The organism is Tianweitania sp. (assembly GCF_032053605.1).
Classification (GTDB): Bacteria; Pseudomonadota; Alphaproteobacteria; order Rhizobiales; family Rhizobiaceae; genus Tianweitania.
This window is the reverse complement of record NZ_DAMBUH010000034.1, coordinates 21098-36336: the sequence shown is the minus strand read 5'-3', so window position 1 is coordinate 36336 and position 15239 is coordinate 21098. Positions and strand designations below refer to the sequence as shown.

Sequence of the window (15239 nt, the reverse complement as noted above, 5' to 3'; positions counted from 1 at the left end):
CGCAGCCGCGTTCCGGCAAGCAGGAATGGCTGGAAAACGTGGTCAATCGCTACGTGTGAGTAGCGTCACGCCGTTCTGGCAAATTTGGCTGAGCTTTGGAGATCTGCAGCGACGAGGTGGATCGCTGCCAACTTGACCTCAACCCGCAGGAACATAGTCCCGGCCGGGATCGATGCTGGCCGGGCGTCCATCAAGGAAGAGCTCGCCGATGCGAGGCGCGCTCTTGGAGAGGACCTTGCCGCTCTTGATGACGGCGAGACGTGTCGGCTTCAGCCGCAGCGCTTCGATGATATCGGCCGCCTGCAGGATGATGAGGTCGGCATTGCAACCGACTTCAAGCCCGTAGCCTTCGAGGCCCATGGTCTTCGCGGAATTGATGGTCAGCGCGTCGAAGATCTTCTTCTTGTCCTCTATGCCGCCCATCTGCGCGACGTGGATGGCCATGTGGCCGACTTCCAGCATGTCGCCGGAGCCCATCGAGTACCACGGGTCCATCGTGCAGTCCTGGCCCAGGGAAACGTTGAGCCCTGCTCGCATCAGTTCTGGCACACGGGTCATGCCGCGACGCTTCGGGTAGGTGTCGTGTCTGCCCTGCAGCATGATATTGATCAGCGGGTTCGCGATCACGTTGATCTCGGCTTCCGCCATCAGCGGGATGAGCTTCGAGACGTAGTAGTTGTCCATGGAATGCATGGAAGTGAGGTGCGAGCCGGCGACGCGACCTTGCAGACCGAAGCGCACCGTTTCGGCGGTCAGGGTTTCGATGTGGCGTGACAATGGGTCGTCGGTTTCGTCGCAATGGATATCGACGGGCAGACCGCGATCGGCCGCGATCCGGCACAGAGCTTCGAGCGACCGGCGGCCTTCGTCCATGGTGCGTTCGAAATGCGGAATGCCGCCGACGATGTCGAGGCCCATGTCGAGGGCGCGCTGCAGGGACGTCTCACCGTCTGCCGCACGGTAATAGCCGTCCTGCGGGAAGGCGACGAGTTGCAGCTTGATGTAAGGCGCAACGCGCTCGCGAACTTCGATCAAAGCCTCGGCCGTAACAAGACGCGGGTCGGACGTGTCGACATGGCTGCGAATGAAGAGAAGGCCCTGGCTGACGGCCAGATCGCAATAGCGAAGTGCGCGTTCCACGAGGGCTTCCTTGGTCAGCAGCGGCCGCAACTCGCCCCAAAGCGCGATGCCTTCCAGAAGCGTGCCGGAGGTATTCATGCGCGGCAGGCCGAGAGAGAGCGTCGCATCCATGTGGAAATGCGGGTCGCAAAGTGGGGGACTGACCAGCCTGCCGGTGGCATCAATCTTCTGACCGGCCGAGGCCGGCAGGCTCTTCTCGATCGCAGTGATCTTGCCGCCGGCTAGGCCGATGTCGATACCTTGCCGGCCATCGGGCAGATTGGCGTTGCGGACGATCAGGTCGAACATGGGAAACTCCTAGAGGTCAGCGCTCGCCGCGCCGATAGGGTTGCATCAGCGCCTGCGGAACACGGGCACGCCTAGCCATCAGCGCAAGCGCCACGATGGACAGGATGTAGGGGATCATCAGGAAGAGCTGGTAGGGCACAGCCCCGCCAAGCACGGTTTGCAGGCGCAGCTGGAAGCCATCGAAGAAGGCAAACAACAGGCCTCCGAGCAGGGCTCTCAGGGGACGCCAGGAAGCGAACACGACCAGCGCGATGCAGATCCAGCCGCGTCCCTGCACCATGGTCGGGAAGAAGCTGTTGAAGGCGGACAGCGTGAGGAAAGCACCGGCCATGCCCATCAGCGCGCTGCCGACGATGACGGCGCCGTACCGCACAACCATCGGGTTGATGCCCTGCGCTTCAGCCGCGTGCGGGTTCTCGCCGGTCATGCGGATGGCGAGGCCCAGAGGGGTGCGGAAGATTGCATAAGCGAGGACGAGGGCGAGGATAATCGCGAAATACGTCGGGGTCGTTTGAGAGAAGAAGGCCGGGCCTATGAAGGGGAGGTCGCTCAAGCCCGGGATAGCGATCGGCTGGAACGGCGTGATGGTGGGCGGGGTGCCGGCCACCGGTACGGCCAGGCGGAAGACGTAATAGCTGAACGAGGAGGCAAACAGGGTTACGCCGAGGCCGGACACATGCTGCGACAGGCCGAGCGTCACGGTCAGCAGCGAATGCAGCAGGCCGAACAAGCCGCCGGCTAAGGCTGCAATCAGAAAGCCGGTCCAGAGATCCGCGCCGTTGTAGACCGATAGCCAGCCGATCATCGCGCCGAAGGTCATGATGCCTTCAATGCCGAGGTTCAGCACGCCGGCGCGTTCGCACAGAAGTGCCCCCAGCGTGCCAAGGATCAGCGGCGTGGCGATGCGAAGGACTGCCGCCCACAGACCCGCCGAGGCGATGATGTCGAAAGCGGCACTCATCGGCGGATCCTGTATTGCGTAAAGAAAACGGCGACGAGCATGGTCAGCAAGGACAGAGCGACGATGACGTCGGCGATGTAGCTGGGAATGCCGAGGCTGCGGCTCATCCCGTCGGCGCCGACGAACATCGTGGCGGTGAACAGGGCTGCCAGCACGACGCCGAGGGGATTGAGGTTGGCGAGCATCGCAACGACGATGCCGGAATAGCCGAAGCCGGGCGACAGTTCGGTGGTCACATAGCCTTGCACGCCCATGACCTCGACGGCGCCAGCGAGGCCCGCGAGACCGCCGGATATGCAGGCGACGATGACGAGGGTGCGTCCAAGCGGCACGCCCGCAAAGACCGCGCCTTCCGGGTTGAGACCGGCGGCACGGGACTGCATGCCGAACACGGTTCGCGATTGCACGAAGGCAAGCACGAAGGCCAGCGCAACGGCGATCCCCAGGCCTAGGTGAAGGCGTGAGCGGGCCAGGAGTTTCGGCAGCATGGCGGCATCGGCGACCGCTTGCGACTGCGGCCAGCCGAAGGCCATGGGGTCTTTGAGTACGGTGTCGATCAGCATCGAAACGAGCAGCACGGCAACGAAGTTGAGGAGCAGGGTCGTCACCACCTCATCGACGGTGAAGCGCAGCCGCATCCAAAGCGGCACCAGCAAAAGGATCATGCCGGCAATCGCGCCCAGCAGGAGCAGCAGAGGGATTTGCAAGATCGCCGGAAGATCGCCCAAAAACTGTGAGCTGGCCCAGGCGACGGTGATGGCGCCGAGATAGAGCTGTCCTTCCGCGCCGATGTTCCAAAGGCGCGCCCGGAACGCTACCGCCGCCGCAAGGCCGGTCAGGATCAAGGGGGTGGCGCGGGTCAGCGTTTCGGTTGCCGAAAGACGCGAGCCGAAGGCGCTTCTCAGGATCAGCCAATAGGCTTCCAACACCGGAGCGCCTGCGATGGCGATCAGGATGCCAGCCAGAACAAGGGCGGCGGCGATCGCGATTAGGGGTGTGGCGATCACGAGCGCGATCGGCCGGTGTTCTCGCCGCTCAAACCGCATGCGGCACCTCCGTCGTCCATTCGCCGGCCATCATCAGTCCAAGTTTGCGCGCGGACGCCTCTTCGGCGGCAATCGCTGGTGAAAGCCTGCCGCCGACGATTGCCTGGATGCGGTCGGCCAAGGCCATGACCTCGTCCAGGTCCTCCGAGATCAGAAGCACGGCCGTGCCTTGCCGCCTGGCTTCGAGGATGCGCTCGTGAACCGCGGCGACGGCCCCTTCGTCCAGGCCGCGGGCCGGTTGCGCGGCGAGCAAGATGCGCGGGCGATCGATCAGGTTACGGCCGAGGATCAGCTTCTGCATGTTGCCGCCGGACAGCAGACGGATACGGCTTGTCGGAGCGCCGCCGCGGACGTCAAAGCGGTCGATGATCGTCTGAGCAAAAGCGATGGCCGCCTTGCGATCGACGAGGCCACCTCTGGAGAAAGCCTTGACCCGTTCGAGGATGGCGTTTTCCCAGATCGCCATTTCACCGATGGCGCCTTCCTTGTTTCGGTCTTCCGGAATGCGGCCGATGCCAGCTGAAACGACATCGGCGACCGACAGGTTGTCCACGGCTTTGCCGTAGAGCAGAAGGTCGCCTTCCGTCTTTGACCGGGTGCCGGAGAGTAATTGCGCGAGCATGTGCTGGCCGTTGCCGGACACGCCGATGATGCCCAACACTTCGCCAGCATGAAGCCGAAAGTCGACGGCCTTCAGCTGGTCGACGCCCTCAGACCGAATCGTCACGGCGGCGGCTTCCAGCACCAGTTCGCCGGGTGTGGATGGTTCGCGCACGGGACGGGTCACCGTGCGGCCGACCATCAGTTCGGCCAGTTCGGACTTGCTGGTTTCAGAGGTCTTGCGTTCCGCTACGTGCCGACCGCCGCGCAGAACCACGACGCGGTCTGCGGCAGACATGACCTCGTCCAGCTTGTGAGAAATGAAGATGAGCGACAGGCCCTGCGCGGCCATGTCCTTCAGCGTCGCGAACAGCCGCTCGGATTCCGTCTGGGTCAGAACGGCCGTCGGCTCGTCGAAAACCAAGATGCGGGCTTCGTTGTAGAGCGCCTTGAGGATTTCGACGCGCTGCTGCTCGCCGACAGACAGGTCGCCGAGACGGGCGTCGGGATCGACCTTAAGGCCGAAGCGTTCGGAGATCGCCAGAAGCTTGGCGCGCGCCTCGCTGCGGCGCAATTTTGGCGACCACAGGCTTTGCGTGCCGGTTATGACGTTGTCCAGCACGGTGAGGTTAGGTGCCAGTGCGAAGTGCTGATGGACCATGCCGATCCCGGCACGAATAGCCGCACGCGGTTTGCCCTGCGGCAGCTCTTGGCCATCCACCAGAACGCAGCCCTCGTCGGCCATGTAATGGCCGAACAGGATGCTCATCAGCGTGGTCTTGCCAGCGCCGTTTTCGCCCAGCAGCGCGACGATCTCACCCTGAGCGAGCGATAAAGAAATGTTGTCGTTGGCAAGCGTCGGTCCGAACCGCTTGCTGACGCTGACGATTTCAAGAACCGGTTTGCTCATGCGTTTTCAATTTGCCACGGGGAAGCGGTGCTGCCAGCGCTCCTCTTGCTCTAGACGTGCAGCAAGCGCAAGCAGGAGCAGGTCATGACCCATGGGCGCCATGATCTGGATCGGCAGCGGCAGGCCGTTTGCATCGGCGCCGAAGGGTAGGGTGATCGCAGGGAAACCCGTTATGTTGGCCAGTGCTGCAAGCGGCGCAAACGCGGTCATGCGCCTGATCTGCAGTTCCGTCTCATCATGGTCGAACGGGAAGGAGCCAAGCGGAAGCGGCGCGCTGGACAGCATGGGCGTGAGGAGGCAATCGACATCCTCGAAGATGTCCCACAGCGCGCGGCTGGCGTGGATGCCAGCGTCGAGCGAGGCCCACAGTGCCTGGCCGGATAGTGCCTGACCCCTGCGGATGAAGGCGCGGGTGAGGCGCTCGGCTTTCTCAGCATCGAGCTCTGCCGCATCGACATAGTTGGCGAGATTGACGGCGATGATGTCGCCAAGCGCCGTGCCGCTTGCGGAGACGGCTTTCTCGACTTTGCTCCAGGCGATCGGAACAAGGGTGTGGCCATCGGCTTCGAGTGACGTTGCCGCAGCTTCGATCGTAGTGGCGCGTTGGGGATCAATGGGGAAGGTGGTACCAAAGTCGGTGAGCACACCGATGCGCAGCGCGCCTGTCTGTGCCGCATGTAGATGCGGATCGGCAAAGGGTCCGCGCGCTGCACCGCTGGCAAAGTGGAAAATCGTGTCGAGATCGCGAACCGAGCGGCAAAGAGCAAGCTCACTGACGATGCCGCCGAGGTGATTGCCAAAGCCTGGCCCGCCGGGCATGGCGCCACGTGTCGCCTTCAGTCCAACGAGGCCGCAACAGGCCGCTGGCACTCGGATCGATCCGCCTGCGTCGGTGGCATGTGCGATCGCAACGATACCGGCGCACACAGCGGCAGCCGCACCCCCGGAGGAGCCGCCTGGGGTCCGGGCGGTATCAAGCGGATTGCGGCACATAGGACCGGTCGCTGGCTCGCTGGACAGCGACAGGCCCAGTTCCGGAACGGTGGTGAGGCCGAAGAAGCAAAGGCCTGCGTTGCGAAGACGCGCGGCGAGATCGGAATCCAATTGGGCCGATTGCCTGTCGATCATGTCGGATCCGGCCGCGACGGGAAGGCCGCTGAACGGTCCGCCGAGATCCTTGGCTAAGCTGGGCACGCCGAGGAACGGACGATCGCCAGCCGCATCCTTGGCAAGCAGCGCGTCCGCCGCCTTAGCTGCGTTCGATCCAAGGTCTCGGTCGAGGTGGACGATCGCGCCGAGATCGGAGCGACGCTCAGCAGCAGCGAGTGCCGCTTGCATGGCTTCCATGGCACTGAGGCGACCCTCTCGGATCGCCTCAGCCAGTGACGTGGCATCATCATTCATTGCGAGCGCGTTATTTTGGCTCGTCCATGATCCTTGGCACTTCGAACGTGCCTGCCTTGATCTCTGCGCGCTTGGCTTCCATCGCGGCTTCCGCTTCGGCGGATGCAACACCCTTCACGAACACGATGTCGCTGCCGCCTTCCTTCATCAGGCCATAGGCGGTGTAGTCGCGGCCAACCGGCTTGCCGGCTGCGACGTCTGCGATGGCCGCATTGAGCACCGGGCGGAAGCCCCACAGCGCGTTGGCGAAAACGGTATCCGGGTAACGCGGCGTGTAGTCGATGAGGGAGCCGACTGCCTTGATACCGCGCTCCTTGGCGGCGTCGGCCGTGCCGATCCGCTCGCCAAACAGAATGTCCGCACCGGCTTCGATCTGAGCCAGCCCAGCTTCGCGCGCCTTCGGCGGATCGAAGAAGGTGCCGATGAAGGTGACGAGATGCTTGGCTTCCGGGTTCACCGCTTTCACGCCTTCACCGAAGGCGTTGATCAGCATGTTGACTTCCGGGATCGGCATGGCGCCAACGGAACCGACCACATTGGTCTTCGTCATCTTGCCGGCCAGCATGCCTGCGAGATAGGCACCATCGAAGTTCCAGGTTCCGAACACGCCGAAATTGTCGCCGGCTTCCTTGCCGCTCGAACCCATGACGAAGGCCGTTTCCGGGTAGTCGCCAGCCACCTCACGCGCCTGCTTCTCAACCGGGAAGGTCTCGCCAATGATCAGCTTGGCGCCCTGCTCAGCGTACTCGCGCATGGCACGGGGATAATCCGGGCCCGATACGCCTTCAGAAAAGACATACTCGATCGCGCCTTCGGACGCAGCGTCCTGCAGCGCCTTATGCAACACCGAGTTCCACGCGTTCTCCACTGGTGAGCCGTGGATGCCGGCGACCTTGATCGGCGCTGCGGCGCGAGCGGACGGGATCCAGGCGGATGCGCCGAGTGCCAGGCCGGAGGCGAGCACCCCGCGCCGAGACATAAGGATCTTGCTAGACATGGTTTGTTCCCCAGCATGGTTTTGCCGAGATCGTTAGATAGAGCCTATAATGAAGTCAAGGATGTGCAATGCTTATCATTTAAGCAACCCACAGCTGATGTCGGATATCAAATTTGGCAGATCAGACTCACTTAATTGGTCGATTGCCAACTGCTCAACCTAACGCGCGGTACTCCGACTTAATGAGGTCCACATTGTGGATCTTTGCAATTGCGAAAATTCAATCGAAAACAATAATTTAAGAAATCCTCTTGCAAGCTGTTTGCGGAGGCGATCTGTATTCTGGACTGATTGCAGCTGTGAGGACGGCTGAGATCACGACTATGTCGCACTGGGAGGAGCGGCTGAGATCGAATGGCGTTTTACGCCTGATCTCCGCCGGTCGACGACAGGGGAGGATGATCATGAGTACAGCCGCTGTTCCGGCAACGGACGAGTTCACCGTTCCGTCCGAGTCGCTGGAAGCCACGCCCGGCTCCGCTTTCATGCGGCCGATCGAGGCAATCGCGGCAGTGCTGCTGATTGCGATCATCGGCATGCTTTTGACCGGCGTCGTCTCGCGCTATTTCTTCAACCGACCCATCGTCTGGGTCGATGAAGCCTCCTCCATTGCCTTTCTTTGGCTGGCCATGCTCGGTACCGCGATCGCGGTGGATCGCAGCGAGCATCTGCGGCTCACGTTGTTCCTGTCGCGTATGCAGGAACGGCGGCGCGAATTCGTAGAGACGTTCGGCGTTGTCCTAATGGGGGCGTTCCTGATTGTTCTCCTACCACATTCCTATGAATATGCGGTGGGCGAAATGGACATCACGTCGTCCGCCCTCAACATTCCCGTCGGATACCGTGTCTCGGCGATCGCTGTTGGCATGGCGCTGATGCTGGGCCTGTTGGTGGTGCGGCTTTTCCGTACGTCGCGGCTGGTCGACGTGCTGGCGTCAGCCGCGTTCGTCATCGCAATCTGCGCCGTCCTTTGGTTCCTGTCGCCGACGCTGAAAGGTCTGGGCGACGCCAATATCGTGATCTTCCTCGTGGGCGGCGCCGCACTCTGCCTGGCGCTCGGCGTACCGATCGCCTTCTGCTTCGGCATCGCGACGCTGCTGTTCCTGTCGTTTACGACGTCCATGCCGCTGGTTGTCATGGTGAGCCGGATCGATGAGGGCATGTCGAGCCTGATCCTTCTTTCCGTGCCGGTCTTCGTGCTGCTTGGCTGCATCCTGGATGCCACGGGCATGGGCAAGGCGATCGTCGATTTTCTCGCGTCACTGCTCGGCCATGTGAAGGCCGGCATGTCTTATGTGCTGCTCGGCTCGCTGTTCCTGGTGTCCGGCATTTCCGGCTCAAAGGTGTCTGACATGGCAACCGTCGCGCCGGCCTTGTTTCCGGAAATGAAGCGGCGGGGCCACAAGCCGAGTGAGATGATCGCGCTGCTGGCGACCGGTGCCGCCATGGCCGATACCGTGCCGCCTTCGATCGTGCTGATCGTGTTGGGTTCGGTTGCCGGGGTGTCCATTGCAGCCCTCTTCACCAGCGGCTTTGCGATCGCCATGGTGTTGTTGGTCGCGCTCGCCATTCTGGCCCGCTTCAAGGCCCGGCATGAAAGCATGGAAGGCATCAAGCGCGCTTCGGGAAAGACCATCCTGAAGGTGGCGCTGCTTGCAGCACCCGCCCTCGTTCTGCCTTTCATCATCCGCAGCGCAGTGGCCAGCGGTGCTGCGACTGCGACGGAAGTCTCGACCATCGCCGTGCTTTACGCCTTCGTCATCGGCATGGTGCTTTACGGCGGGATTTCGCCGCGCCGCATCTACAGCATGCTGGTGGAAACCGCCGCGATGTCGGGCGCTATCCTGCTGATCCTGGGAACCGCGGCAGCCATGGCTTGGGCGCTGACGCAGACTGGCTTCGCTTTCCATCTGCGCGACGCGATGAGCAACCTGCCGGGCGGCTGGTTCACCTTCATGCTGCTTTCGATCGGCCTCTTCATGCTGCTCGGCTGCGTGCTGGAGGGCCTGCCGGCAATCGTACTGCTGGCGCCGATCATGTTTCCGATTGCCCGCGCGCTGGGCATCAATGACATCCATTATTCGATGGTGATCGTGACCGCGATGAATATCGGCTTGATGGCGCCGCCGATCGGCGTTGGCTTCTATATCGCCTGCAAGGTCGGCAATGTGTCACCCGACGAAGCGATGGTCGCGATCTGGCCCTATATCGGCGCGCTGGTTCTCGGGCTGCTGGCAATCGCTGCCGTACCCTGGTTCTCGCTCGCCTTCCTGTAAGGCGCCGAGCCTAGCGAACAATCTGCCAAGTTCAATCAAGGAGGAGACTGAACGACATGATCATCAATCGCCGCACCATGCTGTTGGGGACGGGTACGCTTGCATTGGGTGCAGCATTCCACACCCGAGCCAACGCTGCCGAGTTCACGTACAAGTTCGCCAACAACCTGCAGACCACGCATCCCCTCAACATTCGTTTGAAGGAAGCCACGGACAAGATCCTGGAAGAAAGCGGCGGCCGGCTGCAGATCAACGTCTTTCCGTCGAGCCAGCTTGGTAACGACACGGAAACACTGACGCAGCTTCGATCCGGCGCGACCGAGTTCTTCTCGCTGTCGCCGTTGATCCTGTCGACCTTGGTGCCGAACGCCGCGATCTCGGGCATCGGCTTTGCTTTCCCGGATTATGCTGCCGTTTGGAAGGCCATGGACGGCGAACTCGGCGCCTATGCGCGTGCCGAGATCGAGAAGAAGGGCTTGGTGCCCATGGAAAAGATCTGGGACAACGGCTTCCGCCAGATCACCAGCTCGAGCAAGCCGATCAACACGCCGGACGATCTGTCGGGCTTCAAGATCCGTGTTCCGCCAAGCCCGCTCTGGCAGTCCATGTTCACGGCCTTCGGCGCGGCTCCGACCACCATCAACTTCGCGGAAGTCTACACTGCATTGTCCACCGGCACGGTGGATGGCCAGGAAAACCCGCTCGCGATCGCTTCCACGGCCAAGCTCTACGAAGTCCAGAAGAATGTGGCCATGACCAACCACATGTGGGACGGCTTCTGGTTCCTGGCCAACAAGCGCTCTTGGGAAGCGCTTCCGGAAGACCTGCGCGAGATCGTCGCCAAGAACCTCAACGGCAAGGCTGACGAGCAGCGCGCCGATACGGCCAAGCTCAATGACACGGTCCGCGAAGAGCTGACAAAGCTCGGCATGACCTTCACCGATCCGGACAAGGCCGCATTCCGCGCCAAGCTCAAGGATGCCGGCTTCTATTCGGAATGGAAGGGCAAGTTCGGCGATGAAGCCTGGGGCATCCTGGAAAAGGCCGTCGGCACCAGCCTGACCTGATCACTGCGCGACAACGGTCTCCGCTTCGATCTGAGGCGGCGGCCAACTTTCCTGGAAATGAGGACCAAGTGGCAGACCGCTTGAAGAACAAGACCGCCATTGTGTTCGGCGCCGGGTCCGCCGGGCCGGGTTGGGGCAACGGCAAGGCCGCCGCAGTGCTTTATGCCCGCGAAGGTGCTGCCGTGGCCTGCGTCGATCTGGATGTGGCGGCGGCAGAGGAAACAGCTGGCATCATCAAAAACGAGGGTGGGCGGGCTATCGCGATCGCGGCCGATGTCACGAAGCTCGCCTCGATCGAAGACGCCGTGGCGCAGGCGCGTGTCGCCTTTGGTGCGATAACTGTCCTGCACAACAATGTCGGCGTGACCCACATGGCGGGTCCGGTCGAGTTGGATGAGGTGCGCTTTCAGCAATCCGTCGACCTCAACCTCGGCTCCGTTTATCGTACGGCGAAAGCCGTCATTCCACAGATGCTGGAAGCGGGCGGCGGGGCGATCGTCAACATTTCCTCGCTGGCCGCCATGCGGTGGACCGGCTATCCCTATTTTGCCTACTACGCGACCAAGGCCGCCGTGAACCAAGCCACGGTGGCGATCGCCATCCAGTATGCCGGGCAGGGCATTCGCGCCAACTGTGTGGTGCCCGGCCTGATCGATACGCCGCTGATCTACAAGCAGATTTCATCGCAATATGCTTCCGCCGAAGAGATGGTCGTGGCGCGCAATGCCGCCCTGCCAGGAGGCAAGATGGGCGACGCGTGGGACATTGCGCATGCCGCGCTGTTCCTGGCGTCTGACGAGGCCAAATTCATCAATGGCGTCTGCTTGCCGGTCGATGGCGGGCAGAGCTGCACGGTTCCGGTGCCGCATTGAGTGAGGCGAGCGACATCACCGGCTCGCAGAGCGTCGACCGGGCGCTGAAGCTGCTGTCGCTTGTCGGGCGAAGCTCGGAAGAGGGCATGTCGCTCAACGAGATCGTCAGCCGCAGCGGCTTCAACAAGGCGACGACGCGGCGTCTGCTGCTCGCTTTGATGCGCGCGAAGATGGTCGATCAGGACGAGGTGGAGCGCCGCTATTACCTCGGAGAGGAAGCCTATGTGCTGGGCTCCTTCGCAGCGCCGCGCTTCGGATTACTGGAAATGTCGATGGAAAGCCTGATCCGCATTTCCCGACAAACGGGCGATGCCAGTTTCTTGTCGATCCGCCGCGATACGCATTCGATCTGCCTACACCGGGAAGAGGGTACCTACCCCATCCGCACCCACGCGCTGCTGAAAGGCTTCGAGCATCCGCTGGGGATCGGCGCCGGCTCGCTCGCGATGCTTGCCACCCTCGATGATGCCGAGGTGAACGAGGTGCTGGCGCGCAACGCGGATGAACTCGCCACCGGCTTCGCTGAAGTGCCCTTACCGAACATTCGTGCAGCACTCAACCGCACGCGCATGAAGGGCTATGCCGTTAATCCCGGCATGATCTTCGCCAATTCCTGGGGCATTGGCGTGGCGCTAAGCTTCCCGGATGGCCGGCTCGCCGGCGCCATCAGCCTGGCTGCCATCGACAGCCGTGTGCAGGAGCCACGGCAAAGCGAATTGGCTTCCATTCTGCGCGAAGAAGCAGCGCGCATCGAATGCAAATTGGCGCGCATGATCGACCGGGAACGGGCAGACAAGCGGCCTAAGGCACGAAACGCAGCACCGCAACGACTTGCAGGGAGAAGGGCATCGCTATGAGCAAGGCACAGATCGTGGGCTGGTCCCATTCGCAGTTCGGCAAGACCGAATTTTCTGACACGGAAGCGCTGATGGCGTCCGTTGTCGCGCCGGCGCTGGACCATGCGGGCGTTGGAGCCGAAGACGTGGACGGCATCTTTGTCGGCGTCCTCAATGGGGGCTTTTCAAAACAGGAATTCCAGGGCGCGCTGGTCGGCATGGTGGAAGGCAGTCTGGCCGCCGTTCCATCTGTGCGGCTGGAAAACGCCTGCTCGACCGGCTCGTCGGCGATCTACACGGCCATGGACTTCATCGAGTCCGGACGTGGTCGCATCGCGCTGGTCGTGGGTGCCGAAAAGATGACTGCGGTGCCCACCGAACGCGTTAGCGACATCCTGCTCGGCGGCTCCTATCGCAAGGAAGAAGCCGATGTTGAAGGCGGCTTTGCCGGCGTTTTCGGCCGCATCGCGCAGAACTACTTCCAGCGCTATGGCGACCGTTCGGAAGAACTCGCGATGATCGCGGCCAAGAACCACGCCAACGGCGTCAACAATCCCTATGCGCACATGCGCAAGGATTTTGGCTTCGACTTCTGCAACCAGGTTTCGGACAAAAACCCGCGCGTGGCCGGACCGTTGCGGCGCACCGATTGCTCGCTCGTTTCCGACGGTGCCGTGGCGCTCGTGCTGGCGGACGAGGAAACGGCGGCCGGTTTGAACCGCGCGATCGGCTTCCGAGCCCGCGCCAATGTCAACGACGTGTTCGCGCTCAGCCGTCGCCGCGACGTGCTGGCCTTCGATGGGCCACGCGCGGCATGGCGCAAGGCTCTGGAGCAGGGCGGCGTGACGTTGGACGATCTATCCTTTGTGGAAACGCATGACTGCTTTACCATCGCCGAACTGATCGAATATGAGGCGATGGGGCTCGCACCGCAGGGCGAGGGCTACAAGGTCGTGCGCGAGGGGACGACCGCCAAAGGAGGACGGCTGCCGGTCAATCCTTCAGGGGGCTTGAAGTCGAAGGGCCATCCGATCGGCGCGACCGGCGTGTCCATGCATGTCATGGCGGCCATGCAGCTGATGAACGAGGCGGGCGGCATTCAGGTGCCGGACGCCAAGCTCGCCGGCGTGTTCAACATGGGTGGCGCGGCCGTTTCGAACTTCGTTTCCATCCTGGAGCGCGTGAAATGAGCGTGCCCGACGTAAACCTTGCGGATGATCCGAAGGGCGGTGTGACGCCTTGCACCACCCGCGTCATGAACCTTGCTACCTTTCTTAGCCAGCAAGCACGCCGGCTTGGCGATGGCGTCGGCTTCGTTTGGGCGGATCGGCAATGGTCCTGGCGCGAGATGGAAGCGCGCGTCAACGCCATGGCCTATGCACTCGTGCACGAGTTCGGCGTCAGACAAGGCGACCGCATTCTGGTGCAGTCATCGAACTGCAACCAGATGTTCGAATCCATGTTCGCGGCCTTCAGGGTCGGCGCGGTCTGGGTACCGACCAACTTCCGCCAGACGCCTGATGAAGTCGCCTATCTTGCGCAATCCTCAGGCGCATCGCTGATGATCTGCCAGGCTGCTTTTGCCGGACATGCTGAAGCATCATGGAATGCCAGCCCAGCCTTGCAGCAATTCATCGCCATCGGCGAGGCAGGCTTCGGTGAGGATTATGACGCGATCGTCGCGCGCAATCTCGGTCAGATGGTCAAGGCTGCCGCTGTCGATCGCGACGATCCCTGCTGGTATTTCTATACGTCCGGCACCACGGGCCGGCCGAAAGCTGCCGTCCTGACGCATGGCCAAATGGCTTTTGTGATCAACAACCATCACGGCGATCTTTTCCCCGGCACCACGCATGAAGACCGCTCGATCGTGGTCGCGCCGCTGTCGCATGGCGCCGGCGTGCACCAGCTGTGCCAGGTCGCGCATGGCTGCACCACGATCCTGCTGCCGACGGAGAAGTTCGACATCGACGGGCTGTGGCGGCTGGTCGAGCAATGGAAGGTGACGAATCTCTTCACCGTTCCGACCATCGTTAAGATGCTGGTCGAAGACCCGGCGGTCGATCGCTACGACCACTCCTCCTTGCGCTACGTGATCTATGCGGGCGCGCCGATGTATCGTGAGGACCAGAAGCGCGCGCTCAATAAGCTCGGCAAGGTGCTGGTACAGTATTTCGGGCTAGGCGAAGTCACAGGCGCCATAACCGTGCTGCCGCCGATCATGCACAGTGCGGAAGACGGCCCGCATGCGCGCATCGGCACCTGCGGCTTCGAGCGTACTGGCATGCAGGTCGAGATCCAGGACGACCAAGGCAACGAGGTCGCGCAGGGCGAAACCGGTGAAATCTGCGCCATCGGACCGGCCGTCTTTGCCGGCTACTACCAGAACCCGGAAGCCAACGCGAAAAGCTTCCGCAATGGCTGGTTCCGCACCGGTGATCTCGGCCACATGGACGAGCAGGGCTTCGTTTACATTACCGGTCGCGCTTCCGACATGTACATCTCAGGTGGCTCCAACGTTTATCCGCGCGAAGTCGAGGAAAAGCTGCTGCAGCATCCCGCAATCTCAGAGGTCGCAATCCTCGGCGTGCCTGATCCGGTGTGGGGTGAGGTCGGCGTTGCCGTCTGCGTGCCACGCGCAGGTGAGCAGGTGGAGGCGGGTGAATTGGCGGCTTGGCTCGACGGCAAGGTCGCCCGCTACAAGCTGCCGAAGCGTTATGTTTTCTGGCCGGAGATGCCGAAATCCGCCTACGGGAAGATCGCCAAGAAGCTGATCCGCGAGGAGCTGGAAAAGCGTGGCGACCTCAACGAAGCGCCGCAGCGGCTGAGCGCCTGAGGAGGA

General features: G+C 62.3%; 12 protein-coding genes. 6 read left to right on the top strand and 6 right to left on the bottom strand.

Features of this window, described 5'->3' with window-relative positions:
• Positions 1-138 precede the first annotated feature (138 nt).
• The 6 genes from RTX98_RS10145 to RTX98_RS10120 are packed head-to-tail and all read right to left on the bottom strand — an operon-like array spanning position 139 to position 7346.
• Positions 139-1428: an amidohydrolase family protein gene (locus tag RTX98_RS10145; RefSeq protein ID WP_312796375.1), complete on the bottom strand. Its 1290-nt coding sequence runs from the start codon at positions 1426-1428 to the stop codon at positions 139-141.
• Between the two features lie 16 nt (positions 1429-1444).
• Positions 1445-2389 carry an ABC transporter permease gene (locus RTX98_RS10140; RefSeq protein ID WP_312796374.1) on the bottom strand — a complete coding sequence of 315 codons (945 nt, stop codon included), beginning with the start codon at positions 2387-2389 and terminating at the stop codon, positions 1445-1447.
• Complete coding sequence (locus tag RTX98_RS10135; RefSeq protein ID WP_312796373.1) at positions 2386-3435, bottom strand: ABC transporter permease; 1050 nt, start codon at positions 3433-3435, stop codon at positions 2386-2388. The genes RTX98_RS10140 and RTX98_RS10135 overlap by 4 nt, the downstream gene beginning before the upstream one ends.
• On the bottom strand, positions 3425-4945 hold the full coding sequence (locus RTX98_RS10130) for an ABC transporter ATP-binding protein (protein ID WP_312796371.1): 1521 nt from the start codon (positions 4943-4945) through the stop codon (positions 3425-3427). The genes RTX98_RS10135 and RTX98_RS10130 overlap by 11 nt, the downstream gene beginning before the upstream one ends.
• A 6-nt stretch (positions 4946-4951) precedes the next feature.
• On the bottom strand, positions 4952-6349 hold the full coding sequence (locus RTX98_RS10125) for an amidase (protein WP_312796370.1): 1398 nt from the start codon (positions 6347-6349) through the stop codon (positions 4952-4954).
• Positions 6350-6359: 10 nt separating this feature from the next.
• Positions 6360-7346: a BMP family protein gene (locus RTX98_RS10120; RefSeq protein ID WP_312796369.1), complete on the bottom strand. Its 987-nt coding sequence runs from the start codon at positions 7344-7346 to the stop codon at positions 6360-6362.
• A 404-nt stretch (positions 7347-7750) separates the two neighbouring features.
• On the opposite strand from RTX98_RS10120, the gene RTX98_RS10115 reads away from it, so the two are divergent.
• The 6 genes from RTX98_RS10115 to RTX98_RS10090 all read left to right on the top strand — a co-directional run bounded on the left by RTX98_RS10115 (position 7751) and on the right by RTX98_RS10090 (position 15233).
• The gene (locus RTX98_RS10115) at positions 7751-9622 is read left to right on the top strand and encodes a TRAP transporter large permease subunit (protein ID WP_312796368.1); all 1872 of its coding nucleotides are present in this window, start codon (positions 7751-7753) and stop codon (positions 9620-9622) included.
• A gap of 56 nt (positions 9623-9678) precedes the next feature.
• On the top strand, positions 9679-10689 hold the full coding sequence (locus tag RTX98_RS10110) for a TRAP transporter substrate-binding protein (protein WP_312796367.1): 1011 nt from the start codon (positions 9679-9681) through the stop codon (positions 10687-10689).
• Positions 10690-10757: 68 nt separating this feature from the next.
• Positions 10758-11561 carry an SDR family NAD(P)-dependent oxidoreductase gene (locus tag RTX98_RS10105; protein ID WP_312796365.1) on the top strand — a complete coding sequence of 268 codons (804 nt, stop codon included), beginning with the start codon at positions 10758-10760 and terminating at the stop codon, positions 11559-11561.
• A complete protein-coding gene (locus RTX98_RS10100) occupies positions 11558-12418 on the top strand; it encodes an IclR family transcriptional regulator (RefSeq protein ID WP_312796364.1) in 861 nt (286 codons plus the stop codon). The genes RTX98_RS10105 and RTX98_RS10100 overlap by 4 nt, the downstream gene beginning before the upstream one ends.
• Positions 12415-13587 carry an acetyl-CoA acetyltransferase gene (locus tag RTX98_RS10095; RefSeq protein ID WP_312796363.1) on the top strand — a complete coding sequence of 391 codons (1173 nt, stop codon included), beginning with the start codon at positions 12415-12417 and terminating at the stop codon, positions 13585-13587. Before RTX98_RS10100 ends, RTX98_RS10095 begins: the two co-directional genes overlap by 4 nt.
• Entirely contained in the window at positions 13584-15233 is a 1650-nt protein-coding gene (locus tag RTX98_RS10090; protein WP_312796362.1) for an acyl-CoA synthetase, read from the top strand. Before RTX98_RS10095 ends, RTX98_RS10090 begins: the two co-directional genes overlap by 4 nt.
• Positions 15234-15239: the final 6 nt, after the last annotated feature.

Coding starts and splice junctions, on each gene's coding strand:
- RTX98_RS10090 (WP_312796362.1), top strand. CDS start 13,584: ATGAGCGTGCCCGACGTAAACCTTGCGGATGATCCGAAGGGCGGTGTG.
- RTX98_RS10120 (WP_312796369.1), bottom strand. CDS start 7,346: ATGTCTAGCAAGATCCTTATGTCTCGGCGCGGGGTGCTCGCCTCCGGC.
- RTX98_RS10145 (WP_312796375.1), bottom strand. CDS start 1,428: ATGTTCGACCTGATCGTCCGCAACGCCAATCTGCCCGATGGCCGGCAA.
- RTX98_RS10140 (WP_312796374.1), bottom strand. CDS start 2,389: ATGAGTGCCGCTTTCGACATCATCGCCTCGGCGGGTCTGTGGGCGGCA.
- RTX98_RS10130 (WP_312796371.1), bottom strand. CDS start 4,945: ATGAGCAAACCGGTTCTTGAAATCGTCAGCGTCAGCAAGCGGTTCGGA.
- RTX98_RS10110 (WP_312796367.1), top strand. CDS start 9,679: ATGATCATCAATCGCCGCACCATGCTGTTGGGGACGGGTACGCTTGCA.
- RTX98_RS10135 (WP_312796373.1), bottom strand. CDS start 3,435: ATGCGGTTTGAGCGGCGAGAACACCGGCCGATCGCGCTCGTGATCGCC.
- RTX98_RS10125 (WP_312796370.1), bottom strand. CDS start 6,349: ATGAATGATGATGCCACGTCACTGGCTGAGGCGATCCGAGAGGGTCGC.
- RTX98_RS10115 (WP_312796368.1), top strand. CDS start 7,751: ATGAGTACAGCCGCTGTTCCGGCAACGGACGAGTTCACCGTTCCGTCC.
- RTX98_RS10095 (WP_312796363.1), top strand. CDS start 12,415: ATGAGCAAGGCACAGATCGTGGGCTGGTCCCATTCGCAGTTCGGCAAG.